This is a genomic window from Duganella sp. Dugasp56, from assembly GCF_047304105.1.
GTDB lineage: Bacteria > Pseudomonadota > Gammaproteobacteria > Burkholderiales > Burkholderiaceae_D > Rugamonas > Rugamonas hordei.
In genome coordinates this window covers 104,991-128,939 of record NZ_JBGLYQ010000017.1, presented here as the reverse complement: position 1 = coordinate 128,939, position 23,949 = coordinate 104,991, and the positions used below count along the sequence as shown (strand labels likewise).

Genomic DNA, 23,949 nt, shown 5'->3' with positions numbered 1-23,949 from the left:
GTCGCACCATTTCGCGACGGCGCAGCGTTAGTCTTCTGTAACGCCATGTGCAACCGAAACAATACTTCGTTTTTGGCAATATTGCTATCTCTTGGCAAAATATTTTGCCCCGGCGGACAACAGCTTGTTTTTGTCGTAGACATAGGGTTCGTTTGAGCTTGCTCTATAAGTCTGCAGTTAGCCGGCGCTAGGATTTGGTTATTCTCATGCTGCGAGAGGCTCCAAAATGCTGAGCGCCAACTATGCCGACATACACGCGCAAATTGTCGAGCTGCTGGAATCCTCGCGCCGGGCCGCCGCGCGTAGCGTCAATTCCGTCATGACTGCGGCCTATTGGAAAATAGGCCGGCGCATCGTGGAGTTCGAGCAGGGCGGAGCTGAACGCGCCGCATATGGCGAGGAGCTGATTGAACGCCTCGGCGTAGACTTGAGCAAGCGCTTTGGACGTGGCTTCAGCATGCAGAATTTACTGCAGATGCGTAAGTTTTATTTGTACTGGCCGGAAATTCACCAGACAGTGTCTGGAGAATTGCGGTTGCCATGGTCTGCTTACGTACGGCTGTTGTCTGTCAAAAATCCGAATGCCCGCCTATTTTATGAAACCGAGGCGCTGCGCGGCGGTTGGTCCGTTCGTCAGTTAGACCGTCAGGTCAACAGCCAGTTCTATGAACGGACCGCACTTTCCCGGGATAAAACCAAGATGCTGGCGCAAGGCAAGCAAGCAAGCACGCGCCGCCGATGCCATGACACCGGAAGAGGCGGTCAAAGACCCTTTTGTACTGGAATTCCTGGATTTGAAAGATGAGTACTCCGAGTCCGATCTGGAGGAGGCGCTGATCCAGCATATGGCTGATTTTCTACTGGAGCTGGGCGATGACTTTGCCTTTGTCGGCCGCCAGCGCCGTCTTCGGCTCGACGATACCTGGTTCCGTATAGACCTGCTGTTTTTTCACCGCCGTCTGCGATGTCTCGTTGTCATCGAACTGAAGACCGGCAAGTTCGAGGCCGCCGATGCCGGCCAGATGCATCTGTATCTGAACTATGCCCATGAGCATTGGACCAAACCCGGCGAAAATCCACCCGTCGGCCTGATCCTGTGCGCGGCCAAGGGCGCGGCCGAGGCGCGCTATGCGCTGGACGGCCTGCCTAACAGGATTATCGCCGCCGAATACCAGATGCTGCTGCCGGACGAACAGCTGCTTGCGGCCAAGCTGGAACACTGGACGCAAAAAAGCCCGCCGGGCGCGTGAGCGCGCGGCGGGCCGGTGCGGACGGGCCGCTTAGCTCAGCGTCGGGAAGCCGGTCAGGTAGCCGACGGCGGCGCCGAAGCGGTCGCGGTAGTTGGCCTTGATCAGCGGATCCAGCGTCGCCTGCACCTTGGCGTGCAGCGCCGCGTCCCAGTCGCCCGGGTGCTGGAAGTTGCTCATGATGTAGGCAAAGCCGTTGATGTCGTCCACCGCGTGCAGGCCGGTCGATTCGGCGCCCGACGGCGTCGACAGCAAACGGGTCAGCGTCTTGGTGTCGACGTTGTAGGCCCACAGGAAGTTGTTGACGTGCAGGCCGCTGTCTTCGCCGATGAACAGCGTGCGCAGCTTTTCCGAGAACTTGATGTTGTCCGGATTGGCGATCTTGTCCGGATTGGCCAGGTTGCCCAGCGCGTCAGCCTTGGCCAGGTCCTCGCCCACCAGCGCCGGCACGGCGGCCATGTCGACCGGCACCCATTCGCTGTTGATGGCGGCGCCGCTGTCGTCCACCTGGCCGGCCTTCAGGTTCAGCGCGTAGACCACGCCGGCGTTCGGGCCCTTGACCGAGATGCCGCCGGAACCGTTGGTCATCGCGGCCTGGATGTAGCTCATCGCCGAGTAGGCGATCTTGTCCTTGGCGTTGACCGTCGTGCCTTCCATTTTGGTGAAGCCCATGCTGCCGCCCTTGAGCGCGGCGTAGCGGTGGGTCTCGAGGAAGGCGGCCGCCTTTTCCTTGCCCGGCACGATCTTGACCCAGTTGGTCTTGCCGCTGAACGGGATCCTGGTGTAGGTGGCGTCGGCCGGGTCGGCGGTCTTGACGCTGAGGATGTCGGCCGCCTTCAGCGTGTCGGCCAGGGCCTTGATCTCGGCGCTGGTGGCGCTGCCCAGCTTGATCCACGACAGCGTGGCCGAGCCGCCGTTGTCGGCGCTCTTCTGGTTCCACTTGGCGACGTACAAGGTGCCGCTGGACAGGTCCTGCGCCTTGTCGGCGACGAACATGAACAGGCCGCCGTTGGTGGCGTCGTCGCCCATCAGCGCGGTGCGCTCGTCCGGCATCACCTGCACCAGCTCGTGCGAGATGCGGCCCATGCAGTAGTGCTTCTTGATGCTGCCGGTGCCGTCCGGGTTGACGGTGATCTCCGGCATGTGGCCGTAGTGGTAGGGGTTGGCCTTGGCGGCGTCGCCGTACAGGTTGGTGCTGAAGTTGGCGAACTGGGTGTTGCTGGCGATGGCGGTCGCGTCCGGCTCGTATTCCTCGCTCGACAGGTGGGTGTTCCACGGCGAGCGGCTGGCACCGCAGGTGATCCACAGGCCGTTGACGCCGCTGGTGTTGACGTTGTGGTACTTGACCAGCGACAGCGCGCCGGTGGTCTTGTCCTGGTCCAGCGTCAGCACCGCGATCGGCGACGGCAGCATGCCGTACATCGAGTCGCCCTTGACGTTGCGGGTGGTGTATTCGAACTGCACCACGGCGAACACGGTGTTGCCCTTGACGCCGGCGACGGTGGGCGCGGCCAGCTTCAGCAGCGAGGTGCCGTCCGGGCAGTCGGAGAAGAACTGGCGCTGGCCGGCGTCGGTCTTGTCGACGATGGGCTTGTTGTTGATGTCGTAGTAGCCGCCGGCCAGGATGGTGCCGCCGCTGCCGTTGGCGACCAGGGCGCCGGTGATGAAGAAGGTCTGGTAGGCCAGCTGGTAGGGCTGGGTCTTGCCGTCCGAATAGGTGGCGTTCAGGGTCGAGCCGACCGTGGTGGTGGCCATCTTGGCGGCGTCGGCCAGGGTCGGCGCGGCCATGCCGGAGAAGGTCACGGACATCAGCTGCGGCGCGGCGGCGGCGGTGTCGCCGCCACCGCAGGCGGCCAGCAGGGTGGCGGTAGCGCTGCCGCCGGCCAGCGGCAGCAAGGGACCGGCGGACAAGAATTTGAGGATGCTGCGGCGGGACAGATCGAGAGACTCGGTCATGATAAATCCTGTTGTAGTTGTGGCCGTTCCATGTGCCGCGCGGCCGCGGCATCATGCGAGGCGGTGGCTGCACCTCGACGGCCGCAAGCTTAACTATTTGGTATGACAGGGGCGTGACAAAGCGATACTTGGCGATACAAAAGGATACAAGGCGGCGGCGTGAGCGTGGCGGGGTAACTTTGGTAACAAACTTATTCCACCCGGGCCGGCGCCGGCGAAAAGGTCTATATTGTCAGCATCAACTGTGAAGGAGCAGCAAATGCGATCCATGACCAAATCCGTGCTGGCGGCTGCCGTGCTGCTGGCCAGCGCCGCCGCCTGGGCCGACGTGAGCGTCACCTTTGTCAAGCCGGAGGAGTTTGCCGACGTGCCGCGCAACAGCATCGACCGCGACCGCACGCTGAAGGATTTCAGCGACTATTTCGCGACGCTCAACAAGAAGCTGCCCGCCGGGCAGAACCTGAAAGTCGAGATCCTCGATATCGACCTGGCCGGACGGCTGTGGCCGCGCCGCACGGGCGACGATATCCGCGTGATGAACGGCGGCGCCGACTGGCCGCACATCCATCTGCGCTATACGCTGGAGCAGAACGGCCAGGTGCTGCGCAGCGGCGACGAGCACATCTCCAACATGATGTACCAGCAGCGCATCAACCGCTATTCGGACGGCGACCCGCTGCGCTACGAGAAGCAGATGCTGGACGAATGGTTCGACAAGAACATCGTGCCGAAGGTGGCCGCCCGCTGATCAGCTGATCAGTCGAGGCGGTTCACCTTGGGGAACTTGGACAGGAACTCGGGCGCCATCGGCGTCACCTGGCTGGTCTTGTAGTTGAAGAAGACAAAGCCGGACTTGGCCATCGCCACCAGCTTGCCGTCGCGCGGGCGGGTGATGCGGAAGGTGATGTCGCCGCCGTACTGGTTGAAGTCCATCACGCCGACCTCGAACAGCAGCTGGTCGCGCGCATGCGCCTCGGTCTTGTAGGTGGTGGCCAGGTCGGTGACGATGATGCCGACGCCGCCCGTGCCGGCGCCGCTGTCCTGCACGCCGAACTCGAACAGGAAGCGGGCGCGCGCCTCGGAGATCATCGAGATCATCGAATCGTTGCCCAGGTGGTTGGCGCCGTTGATGTCGGTGACGCGCACGGTCAGCTGGGTAGAAAAGTAGTATTGGTCTTCGGGGAAGTCCAGTTTTAAGCGTGCCATGGTGCCTGCCTTGATGTCGATGCTCCATTTTAACGCAGGGGCTGCAATAGCCCTTTAGTGGTAAGACCGGCCCCGGCCGCGGGTGTACCATCAAAGTACCAACTTTGAAAGGACATCCCATGTATGGACTGACCCAGTTAGGCGTGATCCACACGCTGATCAGCCTGGTGGCCGTATTTGCCGGACTGTGGGCCTTTTTCCGCGACCAGCGCATCAACCCGGACAACACGGCCGGCAAGGTGTACCTCTACGCCACCATCCTCACCTGCGTGACCGGCTTCGGCATCTTCGCCCACGGCGGCTTTGGCAAGCCGCATGCGCTGGGCATCATCACCCTGCTGACGCTGGGCCTGGCCTGGCTGGCCGACCGGCGCAAGTTCGGCGCCAGGTCGGCGGCGGTCTCGGTGTGCGCCTACTCGATCACTTTCCTGTTCCACATGATTCCGGCGGTGACCGAGGGCAGCACCCGGCTGCCGCTGGGCAGCCCGCTGCTGGCCGACGCCGAAGCGCCGCAGCTGAAGGTCGTCACCGGCGTGCTGCTGCTGTTGTACCTGGCCGGCGCCACGTGGCAGGTGCGGCGCCTGAAGGCCGGGCCTTAGAGCTGCTCGCCGAGGAACAGCAGGGTGTTGCCGTGCGCCTGGGCGGCGGCGCGCTGGTTGTAGGACGAGCGGTGGTTGCAGTTGAAGCCGTGCTCGGCGTCGGCGTAGACGTGGATCTCGACCTGGTCGTTGTCGTCGAAGCGTTCGGCGATGCTGGTCACGGCCGTCAGCGGGATGTGGCTGTCGGCGCTGCCGAAGTGCATCAGCATCGGCACCTTGATCTGGCCGGCGCGTTCCAGCGCGTTCTGGATGCCGCCGCCGTAGTAGCACACGGCCGCGTCGACCAGGCCGTTGGCGGCCGTGTGGTAGGACAGGCGGCCGCCGAAGCAGTAGCCGATCGAGGCGATCTTGCCTTCCACGCCGTCGAGCGCGCGCAGCGTCTTGACGGTGGCGGCGATGTCCGATTGCGCCAGCGCGAAGTCGGTGGCGTTCATCAGTTCGACGGCGCGCTTCCAGCCCGCGTCGTCATAGCCCAGTTCGATGCGCGCGCCATTGCGCCAGAACAGGTCGGGAGCGATCACCACATAGCCGTCGGCCGCGTACTGGTCGGCCACGTTGCGGATATGCTGGTTGACGCCGAAAATCTCCTGCAACAGCACGATGCCGGGACCCTTGCCGCCGCGCGGCAGCGACACGTAGGCGCCGAAGCTGCCGTCGGCGACGGCGATATCGATCCACTGGGTGTTGGTTTCCATGGTGTTCCCTTTAATGCGGGGTCAGTGCCGACATTAGCACGAGCTCGTGTGCTAATGTCGGCACTGACCCCGGGTTTAGAAAGCGGCCATCGTACTCCGTTTTGCGTGGCGCTGCAGCGGGGCTCAGTTATGCACTTCGCGGGTGTAGATCACCGGGCCGGAACGGTAGACGCCGAAGGTCGCGCGGCCGGGGACGGCGGGTAGATACAGGTTGGACCAACTGGCGGGATTCAGCGTCACGTCGGTCGAGACGGCCGTGTTGGGGGCGGCCATCAGGAAGCTGGCCTTGCCATTGTTGAAAGTCAGGCTCCCTGGGCTTTTGACCGTAAACGCCGGGCAGGCGATCGCCACGCCTTGGCCGTTCTTGCAATTGGTGAAGGTGATGCCGGGACTGGCGCCGATGCCCTGCGCGTCGGCCGTATAGGCGGCGTTGAACACGTAGGCGCCGGCTGCGGCCGAATAGTACTGCGACTGCACAGCCATCGGCATGCTGGACGTTTCGGAACCGTAGTTGTTGCCAAGCTGCATGCGGCCGCTGACCACCGTCAGCGGGATTTCCGTCGACGTGGCTGGACTGCTGCGTGCCGACGTGACCAGGTCGGCGTCGACCGCGCGCACGTAGACCAGGCTGGGCGCTGTCGGCGTGCTGGTGAAGGCGAGGTTGGGCAGGCTGGCGGCAAGCGCCATGCCGACGCCCTTGTCGAAGGTGATGGGGGTGGTCGGAGGGGGAGGGGCGGTATTGGCATTGACCAGGGTGCCGACCGGCCATGCGGTGCTGCCGCCGGCCGCGGTCCAGGCGGACAGCGTGATGGCTTTCGCAAACGCGGTGGCCGGCGACGGCGGAGCGCTGCTGTAGTTTTGCGTCAGCGCCGGCGTGGCCGCGCCGTTGTAGGCCTTGATCAGCACGTAGAACGGCTGCTTCGAGTAGATGAAGCTGCCGCTGACGTCGTACGGCGCCGGGCAGGGGTTGTTCATGCCGCCTGCCTGCGAGCATTTCATGGTCACGCCGGTATTCTGGCTGGATGGCAGTTCGCCCCACACCGGCGCGGCCGGCGCAACGGCCTTGGGCGGCAGCAGTACGTCGAAGTGATCGGGGATGAAGCGGCCCACCTGCAGCGTCCCCTGGGTGTTGAAGCCGGCTGCCGGGTTGCCCATGTAGTTGGCGCTGTTGTTGGCAAGCGTGGACAAGATCGTGATGTAGCCGACGTCGCTGTAGCTCCACGGGCCGGTGGTGTTGCCGCCGAGGCCAGTGGACGCCGTGGTGGACACGCCATTGGTGATCGGGCCGAACTGTCCGGTGGTGACAACACCGTACGGATTCGTGCTGGCAATCGCATAGGTAGGCTTGAAGCTCTCGCGCGTGCTTTCCTTGCCGAAATTGGTGGTGACGTTGCCTGACGTGTTAATCGCCGACAGCGTGACATTGAACGGCGCGCTGGCGTTGGCAAACACGCCCGGCCCCATTACCGGCATATTATTTACCCGCTGCACGCTGATCTTGATTTTGGCCGGCGCCACCGTGACGCTGGTGCTGCCATAGGCGTTAAAGCCGCTGGCGGCGGTGTAGCTGGCCTTCAGGTTGAGCTTGCCCACCTCCGGATACTGGAAGAGGGGGGGCGGGCTGGTGGTAGTCATGCCGTTGGGGTCGAAGCTCAGCGTCACGTTGGTCAAGGCGCCGCCGCAGGCTACATCCTTGACGCTGCCGCTCTGGTCCTTGATCTTCACCGGCACCGTGGCGGCGGTGCCGGGATCAGGATCGATGTAGGTGCAGCTGAAGCCGACTGGCACGGTGACGCTTTTCAGCAGCGGCACGCAGCCCAGGTTGTTGCCCTGCGCCTGCAGCGCCTGCACGACCACGTTGACGCTGCTCGCCATCGACAGATGGTCGGGCACCGTCACCACCAATCCCTTGTCGTCGAAGGTCATCACGCACGGCGCGTTGCTGGACGGGTCGGCGGAATTGACGCAGGTGGTGGCGGTGACGCCGTTGGCGCTGGCCGACAGCGTGGCGGGGCCGGCGGTGAACTGCTGGACGAAGGCGCTGCCGCTGCCGCTGATGGTCACCACCTGATTCCCCGGCGACAAGGTGACCTGGGTGCTGGCGCTGTAGTGCGGCGCCGTGCAGGCGTTGTTGGCGCAGGCGGTGACGGTGACCGTCTGCGGCTGGCAGGTCATCGCGGAGCCACTGTGGTTGATCAGGAAGTGGTCGATGCCGCTGGGCGCGGCGGCGCCACAAGTGGGGGTGTAGTTATACGAGTTGGGCTTGGTCACGCAGCTGCAGTTGCTGGCGCCGGCGCCGGTGCAGGTGATGGTCTTGCCGACGGTGGCGCCGTGGTCCAGATAAATCGAATTGACCGCGGCGTTGCCGCTGATGTAGTCGCCCGACGCGTGGGTGGTGACGTTGCGGGCCGACAGGTCGCCGTTGATTGTGCCTTGGGAGCCGATGTCGACATCGCCGGTGAAGGTGGCGTTGCCGTTGACGGTCACGTTGGCCGAGCGCAGGGTCAGCGAGCCGCCCGAGATGTTGCCGGTGATGGTGCTGCCGCTGCCGACTTCGAGCGAACTGGAGGCGACGATATCGCCCTTGACGGTGGAGCCTGCCGGATTCAGCGTCACCGTCGGCGCGGTGATGTTGCCGGTCACGCTGCTGCCGGACGGCAGCGTGAAGGAGTTGCTGGCGTTGACGTTGCCGGTGACGCTGAGCGACGAGTTGCTGGTGATGGTGGTGCCGCTGATGCTGCCGACCACGGTCGCGCCGGAGCCGAGGTCGACGATGCCGGCCGAGGTGATGCCGGCGCCGACGCGCGTGCCCGAATTGGTTTGCACCGAGCCGGCGCTCAGGCTGCCGCCGATCTGGTTGCCCGAGCCGAGGTCGGCCAGGCCGTTGACGTTGACCGAACCGGTGATGACCACGTTGGCGTTGGTGCTGATGCTGCTGCCGGCGACCGGGCCGTTGATGGTGTTGTTCGAGCCCAGGTTGACGGTGCCGCCGACCGTCAGCGCTCCGATGTTGACGTTGGAGTTGGTGCTGATCGAGGCGCCGCTGACGGCGCCGGTTATCGTGGTGCTGGAACCGAGGTCGATGGTGCCGCTGACGCCCACCGTGCCGCCGATGCTGACCGAGGAGCCGGTCTGCAGCGAGGCCGCGGTCACGCTGCCGGTGATGGCGCCGCCGGTGGCCACGCTGGCCTGGCCGTTGGCGCTGACGGCGCCGCCGAAGGTGCCGGCACCCAGCAGGAAGTTGCCGCCCGCCGCCAGGCTGCCGGTGGCGTTGAGCAGGCTGGGGTTGATCTGCGACAGGTCCAGGTTGTTGCTGCCGGAAGTTTGCAGCCTGGCGCTGCCGCTCATCTGCAGGCTTTGGTTGTAGGCCAGGCTCACCGCCGAGTTGACCACCACGGTATAGCCGCTGGCGATGGCCACGCTGTCGTTATAGACGGGCAGCAGCAGCGCGCTGCAGGTATAGGTGCTGGTCGGGCTGTTGTACGTGCAGCCGGCCACGGCGCCGCCATTGAAGTCGAGCGTGGCGGCCTGCGCCACGCCTCCCAGCAACATGGTCGAAAGAACAAGCCACGCGAATTTGAGTTTCATATCCCACACCGCTCACACCGGAAAATTCCTGCCTGAATTATAGGCGTTTCCCGGGCGTTGCCGTGTGGCATATATCCGACGGCGATGCGCCTGGTCAGGGCTAGCGCTTGACCTTGCCGAAGGCGTCGCCCGCCTTCCAGGTCTGCATCGCCGGCGCGTTGGCCACCGCGTAGCCCAGGTTGAGCGTGAACTGCGCCTGCTGCACCATGCCCGACAGGTCCCAGTCGGCGTGGTATTCGTCGGTGACCTGGTGGTAGTCCTGCTTGAAGGCGACCAGCCGCGCGGCCGATTTGACCGGGTCCTTGACAAAGCTGAAATGGCCGTCGCCGGAGAACACCGCCGAGCCGACGTTGAACGCCGGCACGCCGGCGCGGGCGAAGTTGAAGTGGTCGGCGCGGAAGTAGGCGCCGGACAGGTCGGGAATGGCTGGCGCCAGCTTCAGGCCCATCTGCCTGGCCACCGTGCCGGCCGCCTCATACAGGCTGCTGCGCTCGGCGCCGGCGACGCCGATGTCGCTGGTCAGGCCGACGAAGTTCATGCTGTCGAGGTTGAGGTCGGCCGAGGTCCGGGCCAGCGGCCAGGCCGGGTTCTGCACGTAGGCGGCGCTGCCCAGCAGGCCCTGTTCCTCGGCGGCCGGCCACAGGAAGACCTGGGTGCGTTTGGCCGGATGCTTGACCGCTTCGGCCGCCATGGCCAGCAGCGCGGCGGCGCCGGAGGCGTTGTCGATGGCGCCGTTCCAGGTGTGGTCGGTCTTGTCGTCGCGGCGCGTGCCTTCGTCGATGCCCAGGTGGTCCCAGTGGGCCGAGTAGACCACGGCCTGCTCCTTCAGCTTGGCGTCGCTGCCGGGCACGATGCCGGCCACGTTGAACTGCTCGATCTGGCGGATCGCGCTGTGCACTTCGGCGTGCACGCGGGTCTTCAGGTCGACCGGCGTGAAGTCGCGGCGCTCGGCCTTGGCGCGCAGCGCGTCCAGGTCGTAGCCGCCGGCGGCGAACAGCGCGCGGGCGGTGTCTTCCTGCAGCCAGCCTTCGACCGGATTGCCGCCGCCGGCCAGGTGGAAGCGCTCGTGGCTGAAGCCATTGGCCGGCACGCTCCACGGATAGGAGGCGGACGGCGTGGTGTGGATCAGCAGCACGCCGGCGGCGCCCTGGCGCACCGCCTCCTCATATTTGTACAGCCAGCGGCCGTAGTAGGTGTAGGCCTTGCCGGCGAAGCGGTTCGGTTCCTCGGCGGTGGGCTGCGGGTCGTTGACCATCATGACCAGGATCTTGCCCTTCATGTCGAGGCCCTTGTAGTCGTCCCATTTTTCCTCGGGCGCGATGACGCCGTAGCCGACGAACACCAGCGGCGCGTCGATGGCGACGTCGGTCTTGCCGCCGGCGGTGCCGAAGACGATCTCGCTGCCGTTCTTCGGCGTCGTGCTCTTGCCGCCGGCGGCGTCGAAGCGCACGAAGCTGCGTTCCAGCAGCTTCGTGCCCTCGATCTTCACCGGCAGGCGGTAGCCGCCGCCGGCCAGCGGCTTGAGGCCGATGATGGCGGCCTGGGTCTCCAGGTAGCGCACCGCGAGGTCGCCGCCGCGCTGGCCGGTGCCGCGGCCTTCGAACAGGTCGTCCGCCAGGAAGGATAAGTGGGCGCGCAGCGGCGCTTCCGTCACTTTGGGGGCTTGCTGGGCGCCCGCTTGCAGGGCGAGGGTGGCGGCGATGGCGAACAGGGGAAGACGCATGTTGACTCCGAAAAGATGTGATTCGATGCTGAAGCCGGTTATCTTACACGGTAGTTCAACACAATCAGGGAGACATATGAAGGTCATCATCATCACCGGCGGTTCGGACGGCATCGGCGCGGAGATGGCGCGGCAGCTGGCGCGGCGCCACGGCGCGGGCGTGGCGCTGGTGCTGGCGGCGCGCAACCGCGCCACGCTGGAGCAGGTTTCTGCGGAATGCATGGCGGCCGGCGCCCAGACCCTGGTGGTGCCGACCGATGTCGCGGTGCAGGCGCAGTGCGCGGCGCTGGTGGAGGCCTGCGTGGCGCGCTACGGCCGCATCGACGCGCTGGTCAACAACGCCGGCCGCTCGGCGCATGCGCTGTTCGAGGAGGTCGCGGACCTGGCGTGGTACCAGGAACTGATGACGATCAACCTGTGGGGCAGCGTGTGGTGCACGCACGCGGCGCTGCCTTATCTGAAGCAGTCGCGCGGCGCCATCGTCGGGGTGTCGTCGCTGGCGGGGCTGGTCGGGGTGCCGGGGCGCACCGCCTACAGCGCCACCAAGTTCGCCATGGGTGGCTTTTTCGAGGCGCTGCGGGCGGAACTCAAATCGGCGGGCGTGAGCGTGACGCTGGCGTATCCGGGCGTGGTGGCGACGCAGATCCGCCATCGCGGCTTCAACGCCGCCGGCGGGGCGCTGGGCAGCAGCAGCCTGAAAGAGGACAAGGCGATGCCGGTGGAGGAGTGCGCGGCGCTGATCTTGGCCGGCATGGAGGGCCGCAAGCGCGAAGTGGTGATGTCGGCCAAGGGCAAGCTGGGACGCTGGATGAAGCTGATCGCTCCGGGCCTGGTGGAGAGGATGGCGCTGGCGGCGCTCAAGGACGACGTCAAGCCGCGCTGAGGTCCGCATTGAGGTCAGTTGTAAGCGAGTGTAAGAGTCGGTAAGAGGTTGTAATGCCGGTCAACTCAGCGCAGGCGGGCCGCGTTTTTTGCTCATGCGACACGGGATTGTCCCGATGCCGAAACTAGAAAAAGGAAATACATCATGACCAAAATTATCGCTTCCCTGATCGCCGGCCTGTTCGCTACCGCAGCATTCGCACAAGCGCCAGTCGCCGCCACCGCCGCCGCTCCTGAAGTCAAGCCAGCCGTGGCCAAAGTCGAAGCGAAAACCGAAGTCAAACCTGAAGTGAAGGCCGAGGCCAAAGCGGAAGTCAAGACTGAAAAAACCAAAGTCCATCACAAGGCAAAAGAACACAAAGCCGCGGTGCCGGCACCGGTCGCCAAGGCGGACAGCAAAGTCACCGTCGCAGCAAAGTAAGTCGAAGCATTAATTAGCTAAACCATATAAACCACTAAGGAACTGAATCATGAAAAAAGTCATCGCTACCCTGATCGCCACCCTGTTCGCAGGCGCCGCATTCGCTCAAGCTCCAGCCGCTTCGGCTTCCGCCACCGCAGCAGCATCGACTCCGGCTCCAGCCGCATCGGCACCGGCAGCGAGCGCACCAGCCAAGAAAGTGCATCACAAGAAGGCCAAGGCTGCAAAAGCCGCCAGCGCACCGGCAGCTTCGGCACCGGCAGCACCAGCAGCTTCGACGCCGGCAGCCAGCAAGTAATCTGGACGTTAGTTCTGGCCCCGCCAGTGCATGACGTGCCGCCCCGGACCCTCAGGGCCTGGGCGGCGCAAGAAAAGAGACAGGGTCCAACCTGTCTCTTTTTTTATTTGGCCAGCTCTTCGAGCAGGGCGCGGTGGAAGGCGGCCGGGTCTTCCATCTGCGGGGCATGGCCCAGGCCGTGGAATTCCACCAGCGTGGCTTGCGGGATCTGCTTGACGACCTGCTTGCCCAGCAGGTCGTAACGGCCGATCCGCGCCTTGACCGCCGACGGTGCGATGTCGCTGCCGATGGCGGTGGTGTCGGCGTCGCCTATCATCAGCGTGGTCGGCACCTTGAGCAGCGGGAATTCGTAGACCACCGGCTGGGTGAAGATCATGTCGTAGATCAGCGCCGAGTTCCACGCCACCTGCTTGTGGCCCGGTCCCGCGTTCAGGCCGGCCAGCATGTCGACCCAGCGCTCGTACTCCGGCTTCCAGCGGTTGACGTAGTAGGTCGACTTCTCATAGGAGCGCACGCTGTCGGCCGACAGCTTCAACTCCCGCTCATACCACTGATCGACGCCGCGCGACGGCACGCCGAGCGCCTTCCAGTCTTCCAGCCCGATGGGATTGACCAGCACCAGCCGCGACACGCTGTCCGGGTACATCAGCGCATAACGGGTGGCGATCATGCCGCCGGTGGAGTGGGCCACCAGCGCCGCGCGCGCCACGCCGAGGTGACGCAGCAGCGCCTCGGTATTGGCGGCCAGCTGCTGGAAGCTGTATTGATAGCGTTCCGGCTTGGTGGACGCGCAAAAGCCGATCTGGTCGGGCGCCACCACGCGGTAGCCGGCCGCGCTCAGGGCGGCGATGCTTTGCTCCCAGGTGGCGCCGCAAAAATTCTTGCCGTGCAGGAGAACGGCGGTCTTGCCATTGGCCGCGCCGGACGGCGCCACGTCCATGTAGGCCATCTGCAGCTGCTGCCCCTGCGAGCTGAAGCTGTAGTGCCGCAGCGGATAGGGGTAGTCGAAGCCCTGCAGTTCGGGACCGTAGGTTGCGGCCGACGCCGGGCCGGCGAGGGCGGCGGCGAGGATGAACAGATTGCGCATGGTGGAATCGCTCCGGAACAGGGGAAGCCGCCAATATAGGCCATTTGCGAACGTCGCGCTTTGGCGTCTAAACAGGCGGTTTTAAGCAAAAAAGGTCCCGAACCGGCCAGAGAGAGTAAACTACGCACAAATTTCTTTCGCAATTAGGCGATTCGAACATACTTGTGAGTGACGCCATGTCTGCAAATCCCGTATCCCCCATCGCCCTGTTTTCCGACCTGAACCTCAGTGCGCCGTTGATCAAGGCCCTGAAAGAGGTCGGCTACGAGTCGCCGTCGCCGATCCAGGCCGCGACCATCCCTTCGCTGTTGGACAACCAGGACGTGCTGGGCCAGGCCCAGACCGGCACCGGCAAGACCGCCGCCTTCGCGCTGCCCATCCTGTCGCGCATCGATATCAAACAGACCACGCCGCAGGCGCTGGTGCTGGCGCCCACCCGTGAACTGGCGATCCAGGTCGCCGAGGCGTTCCAGACCTATGCCGCCCACATCCCCGGCTTCCACGTGCTGCCGATCTACGGTGGCCAGAGCTACGGCCCGCAGCTGTCGGCGCTGCGCCGCGGCGTGCATGTCGTGGTCGGCACCCCGGGCCGCGTCATCGACCACCTGGACAAGGGTTCGCTCGACCTGTCCAAGCTGAAGACGCTGGTGCTGGACGAAGCCGACGAGATGCTGCGCATGGGCTTCATCGACGACGTCGAGCGCATCCTGCAGGAGACGCCGGAGTCGCGCCAGACCGCGCTGTTCTCGGCGACGATGCCGTCGGCGATCCGCCGCATCGCCAACACCTATCTGCGCAATCCGAAGGAAATCACCGTCGCCGCCAAGACCGGCACCGCCGAGAACATCCGCCAGCGCTACTGGCTGGTGTCGGGCATGCACAAGCTCGACGCGCTGACCCGCATCCTGGAGGCGGAGAACTTCGACGGCATGATCATCTTCTCGCGCACCAAGCTCGGTACCGAGGAACTGGCGAGCAAGCTGCAGGCGCGCGGCTTCTCGGCCGCCGCCATCAACGGCGACATCCAGCAGGCGCAGCGCGAGCGCACCATCCAGCAGCTCAAGGACGGCAAGATCGACATCCTGGTGGCGACCGACGTCGCCGCGCGCGGCCTGGACGTGGAGCGCATCAGCCACGTGGTCAACTACGACGTGCCGCACGATCCGGAAAGCTACACCCACCGCATCGGCCGCACCGGCCGCGCCGGCCGCAGCGGCGAGGCGATCCTGTTCATCACGCCGCGCGAGAAGAACCTGCTCAAGTCGATCGAACGCGCCACCCGCCAGCCGATCGGCATGCTGGAGCTGCCGACCATCCAGGCCGTCAACGACGTGCGCATCGCCAAGTTCAAGTCGCAGATCAGCGAAACGCTGGCCCAGGGCGAGCTGGAACAGTTCCAGTCGCTGATCGAGGACTTCGAGCGCGAACAGAACATCCCGGCGATCGAGATCGCCGCCGCGCTGGCCAAGATGGCGCGCGGCGACGTGCCGCTGCTGCTCGACAAGAAGCAGCAGACCGCCGCCGCCACCTGGGACGAGCGTCCGGGCCGCCAGGTCGGCTTCGAACGCCATGGCAGCCAGGACCGTGGCGACCGGGGCGACCGATTCGAGCGCGGCGAGCGTCCGGAGCGTGCCGACCGCAGCGAGCGTTTCCCGAAAAAGGAACGCATCGTGCGCGCGCCGGACGCCGGCATGCAGACCTTCCGCATCGAAGTGGGCTACCAGCACGGCGTCAAGCCGGGCAACATCGTCGGCGCCATCGCCAACGAGGGCGGCATCGACTCCAAGAACATCGGCCGCATCGAGATCTACGACGACTACAGCGTGCTCGATATGCCGGACGACCTGAGCGGCGACGTGCTGGAGCACCTGGCCGGCATCAAGGTGGCCGGCCAGCAGCTGCGCATCAGCCGCGACAGCGGTGACGGCGCCCCGGCGCCAGCCCCGGCTCCGGCGGCCCGTCCGGCGCCGGTCCGGAGCGCCCCGTCGGCCGCGCCCGCCGCATCCGCCGCCCCGGCGGCGCCGGCCGCTTCGCCGCTGGCCAAGGCCGCCCGCGTCGACAGCACCGAGCTGGACGAGGCCGCGCCGAAGAAGAAAAAGGAAAAGCCGGGCAAGATCGCCCTGCCGATGAGCGCCTTCCGCATCGAAGTGGGCAGCAACCATGCGGCCACGCCGTCCAACATCGTCGGCGCCATCGCCAACGAGGCGGGCCTGGAAGCCAAGCACATCGGCCGCATCGAGATCTTCGACACCTACAGCATGCTGGAACTGCCGGACGGCATGCCGCCCGAGCTGTTCAAGCACCTGGGCAAGGTGTGGGTCGGCGGCGCGCAGCTGAAGATCAGCCATGCCGAGCGCATGCCGCCGGAGTCGGGCAAGTCCACGCCGCCGAAGAAGCCGGCGCCGGGGCAGAAGGATAAGTTCAAGTCCAAGCCAGCCGGCAAGAAATACTAAACACGACGGGGCTGCAAGGCTCCGTTTTCACGTCCGCGCAGTGCACGAGCACGGTGCTGCGTTGCACCAAAACAAAGCTTGGCGAGCCTTAAATATTGCTCGTACACCAATCCGCTCACGGCCTGCCCACCGCGCTCCCATAGCGCCGCCGCCGCGCCGGCATGCCTGGCCCGCTTATTGCATGGCTGATAGCACAATCGTTATAAAAGGCATCCCTTGAGATGCCTCCACCTGAGACACGTCGTTTAGCATGGGAGTATTGAAATGACTCAATTCAGGAAATTGTGGACTACTTTTGTCGACGCCATCAAGCCGCAAGTCTTGCGCGAGCAAGACCAGGTCGGCCTGCATTCGATCTTCATCGATACGCGGCCGTTTAACGTTGCCTCCTTCTCTGACAAGGACCGCTGATGCTGTTGCGGAACGACCTGCTGCAGTACACGCATCCGTCTCCGCGCACCGTCCGCATCCTGTGGATCGCTCCCGAGCAAAGCCACGCCTATGTATTTGACGTGGCGGCCCGCTCAGCCGACGTCGAGTTGATCCAGCTGTCGGTGCTGCATGCCGACATTCGTGCCGGCCACGCCAGCGTGTTGCCGGCCGACCCTTACCTGATGGTCGTCAGCCAGGAGCTGCTGCCGGCCAAACACCTGCAACTGCGCGCCCGCGCGTGGGCCATCGTCGAACCGCTGGTGGCGCTGGAGCCGGGCATCTACGAGGCACGCCAGCGCGGCCAGCTGATCGCCCAGGCCACCGAGACGCACGGCGTGTCGCACCCGACCATCTACCGCTACCTGCGCCGCTACTGGCAGCGCGGGCAGACGCCCAACGCGCTGCTGCCCGACTACGGCAACTCCGGCGGGCGCGGCAAGGTGCGCCAGGCGTCGGCGGGCGTCAAGCGGGGGCGCCCGCGCAAGAGCGGCGCCGACGCGGGCCCGGGCCTGAACGCCGACGAGGAAATCCGCCGCACCTTCCGCGTCGCCACCGCGCATTACGCGGCCGGCCACGACAAGTTCTCGCGGCTGGGCGCCTACCAGCAGATGCTGGCCGACTTCTTCATCGAGCGCCATATCGACGCCGACAGCGGCCGCGTGCTGACGGTGGCGGGCAGCCAGGACGCCGTGCTGCCGACCTTCGGCCAGTTCAACTACTGGCTCGATCACGACGACGACCGCCCGCCCGAAGTGGTGCGCCGCAACGCCGCCGCAACCGCCAACATCGCCGCCGTCGCCGCCGTAGATGTTCCCGATGCCGCGTCCGCGCGCTTCGCCTCGCTGCCGGCCGGCGGCCGTCCCGGTGCCGGCTTCTACCTCGATGCGGTGCGCGCCGAGGTGCAACTGGTTTCGCGCGCCGACCGCCACCAGGCCATCGGCCGGCCGCTGGTCTACCTGGCGCTCGACTCATACAGCCGCATGGTCACCGGCGTCTACATCGGCATGGGCCAGGCCAACTGGCAGCACGCGATGCTGGCGCTGGCCAACTGCGGCGCCGACAAGCAGCGCTACACCCAGCAGATGGGGCGCCGCATCGAGGCGGCGCAATGGCCGTGCCGCCACCTGCCCGAGACGCTGTTCGCCAACAGCGCGCTGACCGGCGACGCCGAGCGCGATGCGCTGCTGAACAACTTCAACCTGCGCTGCGTGACCGTCGACCACGGCCCGGACGACTGGAAGGCCGTGCTGGAAAAGCGCTTCCGCCTGCTGGCGCCGCACGCCGACGGACTGCCGTGCCGCCTGGACGGCGTGCTCGACCTGCAGCAGTTCACCCGCATCGTGGTCGACTGCATCCTGTACTACAACAACCGGCAGCAACTGGCGCATGCCGGCGGCGCCACGCCGCGCCAGCTGTGGGACTGGGGTGTGGCCCATCGCGGCGGCAGCCTGCGGACCTATCCCGAGCACCTGATACGCTGCAGCCTGATGCCGGTGGCGCAAGCCGACGTCGCCGGCGACGGCATCCATCTGTTCGATAGTATTTACACCTGCGCCCGCGCCATCAACGAACGCTGGTTCGAGCGCGCGCGCCTGCGCGGGCAGTGGAGCGTGCGCGTCGCCTACGATCCGTCCAACATGGACATGGTTTATTTGCTGGACCCGAACGCGCCGATGCAGTTCCACGCCTGCCACCTGGCCGACGGCAGCGCCGCGCACCAGCAGCTGTCGGCGGCGGAAATCGCCCGCCTGCCGCGCACCGTCGCCAATCCCGCCACCTCGGCCAACACGCCGCTACGTACCACTACGCAGGCTTTCGCCAGCTTCGCTAACTGATTCCGTAGCTTGATAGCCAACGGCGCGATCCAGCGCCGTGCAGACCACTTTGCGACATGCCGGTGCGTGCCACTTGCTGGTGCGGCAGGGTGGAGCCGTTTCCAACCGGCCCGCGCCGCGCCGCGCGCGCATGACCGCCACGCCGAAAATAAAGTCCATGCGGCACAAATAAAGTTTGTCGCCGGAAGCGCCCCGTTGGAGCAAAGAGCAATGTTTTCGCCATCGCCGAACAAACATTGTTTGATGTCGCCGAGCCTTATGCCATCAGGCTTCCTGTGGTTATGAACACTGTTTATTTTGTTGTGGCTTCGTGGCACGCCACTTGCTAGACAGGAACTATGGGGACGCAAGTCGCCCAAGGATCTTTCAGCAGACTGGTGAGGAAGCAGATGGACAGTAAAACAGTAAAACCGTTTAAATCGTTTAGTTCATTCACGCGAAGGGATTTCCTATATCGCGCCGCGGCGGTCGGCGGCACGGGATTGCTGCTCAATACCATGAACGCATGGGGCATGGGCATAGGCTCGACGGCGTCCGCGCCGCCGGAGCTGAGCGGCAGCGGCAAAGGCAAGAAGGTGCTGATACTGGGCGCCGGCCTGGCCGGCATGACCGCCGCCTTCGAGCTGGGCAAGCTGGGCTACCAGTGCCAGATCCTCGAGGCGCGCGCCTTCGCCGGCGGCCGTTGCCAGACCGCGCGCAAGGGCTTCAGCCTGACCGAGCTCGGTGGCGAAAAACAAACCTGCGAATTCGACGACGGCCACTACATCAACCACGGCCCATGGCGCATCCCGCTGCACCACCAGTCCACGCTGCACTACACGCGCCTGTTCGAGGTGCCGCTGGAGGTGATGGTCAACGATAACGACCATTCCTTCGTCTACTCGGAAAACGCCGGCCCCTTCGCCGGCAAGCGCATGCGCATCAAGGAGATCAAGGCCGACATGCGCGGCCACGTCTCCGAGCTGCTGGCCAAGTCGGTCAAGAACAACCAGCTGGACCAGGAACTGACGGCCGACGACAAGCGCCTGCTGCTGGACTACCTGGCGCACGAAGGCCAGCTGGCCGGCGCCGACCTGCAGTACAAGGGCCGCACCGGCCGCGGCTTCGCCGTCAATCCGGGCGCCGGCACTTCGCCCGGCCCGGGCACGCTGTCCGATCCGCTGGGCTTCAAGGACCTGCTGGCGTCCAAGCTGGGCAACGTCTACAGCGCGGTGCAGGACTTCCCGATGCAGAACACCATGTTCCAGCCGGTCGGCGGCATGGACTCCATCGCCAAGGCGTTTGAAAAGCGCGTCGGCAAGAACATCCGCTACAAGTCGGAAGTGCAGACCATCCGCCAGAACGACAAGGGCGTCACCGTCACCTTCAAGGACACCGGCACCGGCAAGGTCGCCAGCATCAGCGCCGACTACTGCCTGTGCGCGATGCCGCTGTCGGTGCTGCGCCAGATCGACACCGACTTCTCGGACAAGTTCAAGAAGGCCGTGGCCACGGTGGCCTACGCGCCGGTCGGCAAGATCGGCCTGCAGATGAAGCGCCGCTTCTGGGAGGAGGACGAGCATATCTACGGCGGCCACGTGCTGACCGACCTGAAAGGCATCAACACGATCTCGATGCCGTCCTACGGCTTCCAGAAGAAGAAGGGCGTGCTGCTCGGCTACTACCAGTACCAGACGGCGGCGATCGAGGTCAGCGCGCTGTCACCGAAGGAGCGCGCGGACTTCGCGCTGGCGGCCGGGCAGAAGATCTTCCCGCAGTACACCGACAGCTTCGAGACCTCGTTCTCGGTGGCCTGGCACCGCGTGCAATACAACCTGGGCGGCTGGGCCGAATGGACCGAGAAGACCCGCGCCGCCGCCTACCCGACGCTGCTCGAAGGCGAGGGCCGCGTGCTGCTGGCCGGCGAACACCTGAGCTACCTGACCGGCTGGCAGGCCGGCGCCATCGAATCGGCATGGCAGCAGATCGCCAAGATCCATGAAAGGGCCAGCGCATGAAGGAAGTGCTGATCAAGGCCGCGATGGCCGTCGTGGCGCTGCTGGCGGCGGCCGCCACGGCGCCGTCGCGCGCGCAGGACGCGGGCGCTGCGGACGGCAAGGCGCTGTTCCTGAAAAACTGCGCGGCCTGCCACCAGGCCACCGGCAAGGGCATACCCGGCGCCTTCCCGGCGCTGGCGGGGAACAAGTTCGTGCAGGGGAAAAGCACCGACGTCGCCACCGTGCTGCTGAAAGGGCGGGGCGGCATGCCCGACTTCAGCGACAGCCTGAGCGACGCCGACATCGCCACCGTCCTGAGCTTCGTGCGCAGCGGCTGGGGCAACAAGGCCGAGCCGTTGACCGAGGCGGAAGTGGCGGCGTTGCGCGCCACGCTGCAGGTCGAGCCGTTCAGCAACGGCCAGGTATCCAACAAACATTGAAAGAGCACACCACATGAAAAAAGCACTCGCAACCCTGTTGATCCCGGCCGCGTTGGGCCTGTTGTCCTTCGGCGCCCAGGCCGCACCGAAGGCCGCGCCCAAAGCCGCGGCAGACATCGTGCGCCACAAGATCCCCGGCTCCGATTTCCCGATCGCGCTGGCCGTCAGCGTGCCGTCGACCGCCACCATCCACTTCGTCAGCGGCCAGGTGCCGGCCATCGTCGACAAGAGCGCCGCCCCGGATTCGCTGGCCGCCTTCGGCGACACCAAGACTCAGTCGGAGTCGGTGCTCAAGAAGATCAAGGAAGTCCTCGAGGGCATGAAGCTGGAGATGTCCGACGTGGTGAAGATGAGCGTGTTCCTGGTCGGCGATCCGGCCAAGGGCGGCAAGGCCGACACCAAGGGCTTCATGGAAGCGTACACGCAGTATTTCGGCGCCCAGGCCAACCAGCCCAACCTGCCGGCGCGCGCCGTGGTGCAGGTGGCGGCGCTGAGCAACCCGGGCTGGCTGGTCGAGATCGAAGTGGTCGCCGCCAAAAAATAACCGGATATCCAGGTCATCCGGGGATACAGGTCTTACTTTCTTTTTTATTCAATGGGGATTAAATATGCATAAGGCCACACTCAAGATCGGCGTCGCAGCCGTGCTGTCCACCCTGTCGTTCGGCGCCGCGTTCGCCGCCAACGCCGCCGCCGATGATGCTGCCGTCCCGGCCGATGCCGCCAACGCCACCTCGGCCGGCGCGGTGATCGTCACCGGCACCCGCTCCAGCGGCATCAAGGTGGAGAACAGCGCCTCGCCGATCCAGGTACTCGATGCCGCCTCGCTGCAGCGCACCGGCCAGCCGGACCTGATCCAGGCGCTGGCGCAGAACCTGCCGTCGTTCACGGCGCAAGCCTTCGGCGGCGACACCGCCAACCTGACCTTGTCGGCCCGCCTGCGCGGTCTGAGCCCGAACAACACGCTGGTCCTGATCAACGGCAAACGCCGCCACGGCACCGCCAACCTGGCCGTGCTGGGCGGACCATACCAGGGCGGCGCAGCGGCCGACCTGAACTACATTCCGGTATCGGCGATCGACCACATCGAGGTGCTGCAGGACGGCGCGGCCGCCCAGTATGGCTCCGACGCCATCGCCGGCGTGATCAACATCATCCTGAAGTCGAACAACCACGGCGGCACCGCCAGCGCCACCGGCGGCGGCTACGTCGACGGCGGCGGCCGCACCGGCGACGCCTCGGCCAACGTCGGCGTCGAGCCGTTCAAGGACGCCTTCCTGAGCCTGACCGCCGAATCGAAATACCACGGCTACAGCGACCGTGGCGGCATCGACCCGCGCGTCGTCAATCCGGCCAACATGGCGGCCTACCCGGGCATGTTCCAGGAGCCGGGCTACCCGCACGTCAACCACATCTCGGGCGACGCGCAGTACCACCTGAACGTGCTGGCGGCGAACTTCGGCTACGACCTCACGCCTGACAGCCAGGTGTACGCGATCGCCACCTACGGCCGCAAGGAAGCGCGCGCCTACGAGAACTACCGTCTGCCGAACCGCCTGCCCAAGATCTATCCGACCGGCTTCTCGCCGAAAGAAACCATGAAGCAGGACGACTACGCGCTGACGGCCGGCATCAAGGGCCTGGTCGGCGGCTGGAACATGGACCTGAGCACCACCTACGGCAAGGACACCAGCAAGATCGGCGTGGCCGACTCGGGCAACGTCTCGCTGTTCAACGACACCGGCGCCTCGCCGACCGTGTTCAGCGCCGGCGCCTTCATCGCCAGCCAGCTGACCACGACCCTCGAAGCCAGCCGCGAGTTCAACGTCGGCTGGGCCAAGCCGCTGAACGTGGCCGGCGGTATCGAGCACCGCATCGACAAGTACGAGATCGAAGCGGGCGACCCTGCCTCGCGCTACAAGGAAGGCTCGCAGTCGTATCCGGGCTTCTCGCTGACCGACGCCGGCAGCCACCGCCGCACCAACGAGGCGGCCTACATCGACCTGGCCGGCAACCCGATCACCGACCTGACGCTGGACTTCGCCGCGCGCTACGAGCACTTCAGCGACTTCGGCAACGCCAAGGTCGGCAAGCTGACCACCCGCTACGACATCACGCCGGCGGCGGCGGTGCGCGGCACCTTCTCCAACGGCTTCCGCGCGCCGACCCTGGCCGAGGAATACTACTCGGCCACCAACGTCGGTCCGACCACCGCCTTCGTGCAGCTGGCGCCGAATTCGGCCGGCGCCAAGCTGGTCGGCGTGGACGGCCTGAAGCCCGAGCGTTCGACCAACTTCAGCCTGGGCCTGGTGCTGAACCCGGCCAGCAACCTGGCCATCACCTTCGACGCCTACCAGATCAAGATCCGCGACCGCATCGTCGGCTCCGGCGCGCTGTACGGCTCGGGCGGCGGCACCAATTCGCCGGCCGTGGTGGCGGCGATCAAGGCCAACGGCAATGTGCTCGACAGCGCCGTCAGCCAGACCGGCATCAACATCTTCTCCAACGCGGTCGACACCCGCAGCCGCGGCTTCGAATTCGTCACCACGCTGAACGAGAACTACGGCACCGCCGGCAAGGTGGACTGGAGCATCGCGGCCAACTACAACAAGGTTGAGGTGACCAAGATCAACCAGGCGCCGACCCAGCTGCTGCCGCAGACGCTGCTCGACAAGACCGCGATCTCGGACCTGGAAACCGCGTCGCCCAAAGTGCGCGTCAACCTGGGCGCGCTGTGGAAGATCGGCAACTGGACCGTCAACCTGCGCGAGGCGATCTACGGCAAGTCGTCGGAGTACGGCAGCGAGGACGGCTCGGTCTATCACAAGACCGAGATCTCGGCCAGGGCCATCACCGACCTGGAAGTGGGTTACAAGATCAGTCCCGCATGGTCGCTGGCGGTCGGCGCCAACAACCTGTTCAACCAGTATCCGAACGGCGTGAACCCGGCGCTGCTGGCCGACCAGCGCGCGGCCGGCGACAACGCGGCGGTGACGATACTGCCTTCGTTCTCGCCGTTCGGCATCAACGGCGGCTACTACTACGCCCGCGCCAACTACAAGTTCTAAGCCTGTAGCGGCCCGGCGCCAAGGCCATCCTGCGGGATGGCCT

General features: G+C 65.5%; 18 protein-coding genes and 1 pseudogene. 13 read left to right on the top strand and 6 right to left on the bottom strand.

Features of this window, described 5'->3' with window-relative positions; genetic code table 11:
* Nucleotides 1-226 precede the first annotated feature (226 nt).
* Nucleotides 227-1,250: pseudogene (locus ACCD07_RS14120) on the top strand (PDDEXK nuclease domain-containing protein).
* Nucleotides 1,251-1,280: 30 nt separating this feature from the next.
* On the opposite strand, the gene ACCD07_RS14115 reads toward ACCD07_RS14120, so the two are convergent.
* Nucleotides 1,281-3,203 carry a PhoX family protein gene (locus tag ACCD07_RS14115; protein ID WP_413447694.1) on the bottom strand — a complete coding sequence of 641 codons (1,923 nt, stop codon included), beginning with the start codon at nt 3,201-3,203 and terminating at the stop codon, nt 1,281-1,283.
* Nucleotides 3,204-3,462: 259 nt separating this feature from the next.
* Here ACCD07_RS14115 and ACCD07_RS14110 point away from each other — a divergent pair, with 259 nt between their 5' ends.
* Nucleotides 3,463-3,951, top strand: a complete 489-nt coding sequence (locus tag ACCD07_RS14110) for a DUF3016 domain-containing protein (protein WP_176655396.1) — start codon at nt 3,463-3,465, stop codon at nt 3,949-3,951.
* 8 nt (nt 3,952-3,959) lie between these two features.
* On the opposite strand, the gene ACCD07_RS14105 is transcribed toward ACCD07_RS14110, so the two are convergent.
* The gene (locus ACCD07_RS14105; protein ID WP_413447693.1) at nt 3,960-4,409 is read right to left on the bottom strand and encodes a thioesterase family protein; all 450 of its coding nucleotides are present in this window, start codon (nt 4,407-4,409) and stop codon (nt 3,960-3,962) included.
* 119 nt (nt 4,410-4,528) lie between these two features.
* Between ACCD07_RS14105 and ACCD07_RS14100 the strand changes: the two genes are divergently transcribed.
* A complete protein-coding gene (locus ACCD07_RS14100) occupies nt 4,529-5,008 on the top strand; it encodes a hypothetical protein (protein WP_413447692.1) in 480 nt (159 codons plus the stop codon).
* Here the strand turns inward: ACCD07_RS14100 and ACCD07_RS14095 are convergent.
* The 3 genes from ACCD07_RS14095 to ACCD07_RS14085 all read right to left on the bottom strand — a co-directional run bounded on the left by ACCD07_RS14095 (nt 5,005) and on the right by ACCD07_RS14085 (nt 11,014).
* Nucleotides 5,005-5,703 carry a dienelactone hydrolase family protein gene (locus tag ACCD07_RS14095; RefSeq protein ID WP_413447691.1) on the bottom strand — a complete coding sequence of 233 codons (699 nt, stop codon included), beginning with the start codon at nt 5,701-5,703 and terminating at the stop codon, nt 5,005-5,007. The two genes, ACCD07_RS14100 and ACCD07_RS14095, sit on opposite strands and share 4 nt — an antisense overlap.
* 123 nt (nt 5,704-5,826) lie before the next feature.
* Nucleotides 5,827-9,291 carry a DUF6701 domain-containing protein gene (locus ACCD07_RS14090; RefSeq protein WP_413447690.1) on the bottom strand — a complete coding sequence of 1,155 codons (3,465 nt, stop codon included), beginning with the start codon at nt 9,289-9,291 and terminating at the stop codon, nt 5,827-5,829.
* Between the two features lie 100 nt (nt 9,292-9,391).
* Nucleotides 9,392-11,014 carry a M28 family peptidase gene (locus ACCD07_RS14085; protein WP_413447689.1) on the bottom strand — a complete coding sequence of 541 codons (1,623 nt, stop codon included), beginning with the start codon at nt 11,012-11,014 and terminating at the stop codon, nt 9,392-9,394.
* Nucleotides 11,015-11,090: 76 nt separating this feature from the next.
* Between ACCD07_RS14085 and ACCD07_RS14080 the strand changes: the two genes are divergently transcribed.
* The 3 genes from ACCD07_RS14080 to ACCD07_RS14070 all read left to right on the top strand — a co-directional run bounded on the left by ACCD07_RS14080 (nt 11,091) and on the right by ACCD07_RS14070 (nt 12,615).
* Nucleotides 11,091-11,897, top strand: a complete 807-nt coding sequence (locus ACCD07_RS14080) for an SDR family oxidoreductase (protein WP_413447688.1) — start codon at nt 11,091-11,093, stop codon at nt 11,895-11,897.
* A gap of 144 nt (nt 11,898-12,041) precedes the next feature.
* Nucleotides 12,042-12,317 carry a hypothetical protein gene (locus ACCD07_RS14075; protein ID WP_353404114.1) on the top strand — a complete coding sequence of 92 codons (276 nt, stop codon included), beginning with the start codon at nt 12,042-12,044 and terminating at the stop codon, nt 12,315-12,317.
* Nucleotides 12,318-12,366: 49 nt separating this feature from the next.
* Nucleotides 12,367-12,615: a hypothetical protein gene (locus tag ACCD07_RS14070; protein WP_413447687.1), complete on the top strand. Its 249-nt coding sequence runs from the start codon at nt 12,367-12,369 to the stop codon at nt 12,613-12,615.
* 103 nt (nt 12,616-12,718) lie between these two features.
* Here the strand turns inward: ACCD07_RS14070 and ACCD07_RS14065 are convergent, their stop codons facing one another.
* A complete protein-coding gene (locus ACCD07_RS14065; protein WP_413447686.1) occupies nt 12,719-13,702 on the bottom strand; it encodes an alpha/beta fold hydrolase in 984 nt (327 codons plus the stop codon).
* 176 nt (nt 13,703-13,878) lie between these two features.
* On the opposite strand from ACCD07_RS14065, the gene ACCD07_RS14060 reads away from it, so the two are divergent.
* From ACCD07_RS14060 to ACCD07_RS14030, 7 genes are all read left to right on the top strand, one after another.
* Nucleotides 13,879-16,155: a DEAD/DEAH box helicase gene (locus tag ACCD07_RS14060; RefSeq protein ID WP_353404117.1), complete on the top strand. Its 2,277-nt coding sequence runs from the start codon at nt 13,879-13,881 to the stop codon at nt 16,153-16,155.
* 264 nt (nt 16,156-16,419) lie between these two features.
* Nucleotides 16,420-16,566 (top strand): hypothetical protein, encoded by a 147-nt coding sequence (locus tag ACCD07_RS14055; RefSeq protein WP_176655406.1) that lies wholly within the window; start codon nt 16,420-16,422, stop codon nt 16,564-16,566.
* Nucleotides 16,566-18,422 carry a Mu transposase C-terminal domain-containing protein gene (locus tag ACCD07_RS14050; protein ID WP_413447685.1) on the top strand — a complete coding sequence of 619 codons (1,857 nt, stop codon included), beginning with the start codon at nt 16,566-16,568 and terminating at the stop codon, nt 18,420-18,422. The genes ACCD07_RS14055 and ACCD07_RS14050 overlap by 1 nt, the downstream gene beginning before the upstream one ends.
* A 338-nt stretch (nt 18,423-18,760) precedes the next feature.
* Complete coding sequence (locus ACCD07_RS14045) at nt 18,761-20,419, top strand: flavin monoamine oxidase family protein (RefSeq protein ID WP_413447684.1); 1,659 nt, start codon at nt 18,761-18,763, stop codon at nt 20,417-20,419.
* Nucleotides 20,416-20,838, top strand: a complete 423-nt coding sequence (locus tag ACCD07_RS14040) for a c-type cytochrome (protein WP_176655409.1) — start codon at nt 20,416-20,418, stop codon at nt 20,836-20,838. The genes ACCD07_RS14045 and ACCD07_RS14040 overlap by 4 nt, the downstream gene beginning before the upstream one ends.
* A gap of 13 nt (nt 20,839-20,851) precedes the next feature.
* On the top strand, nt 20,852-21,382 hold the full coding sequence (locus ACCD07_RS14035; protein WP_176655410.1) for a RidA family protein: 531 nt from the start codon (nt 20,852-20,854) through the stop codon (nt 21,380-21,382).
* 64 nt (nt 21,383-21,446) lie between these two features.
* Nucleotides 21,447-23,906, top strand: coding sequence for a TonB-dependent receptor plug domain-containing protein (locus tag ACCD07_RS14030; RefSeq protein WP_413447683.1), 2,460 nt, complete (start codon nt 21,447-21,449; stop codon nt 23,904-23,906).
* Nucleotides 23,907-23,949 lie beyond the last annotated feature (43 nt).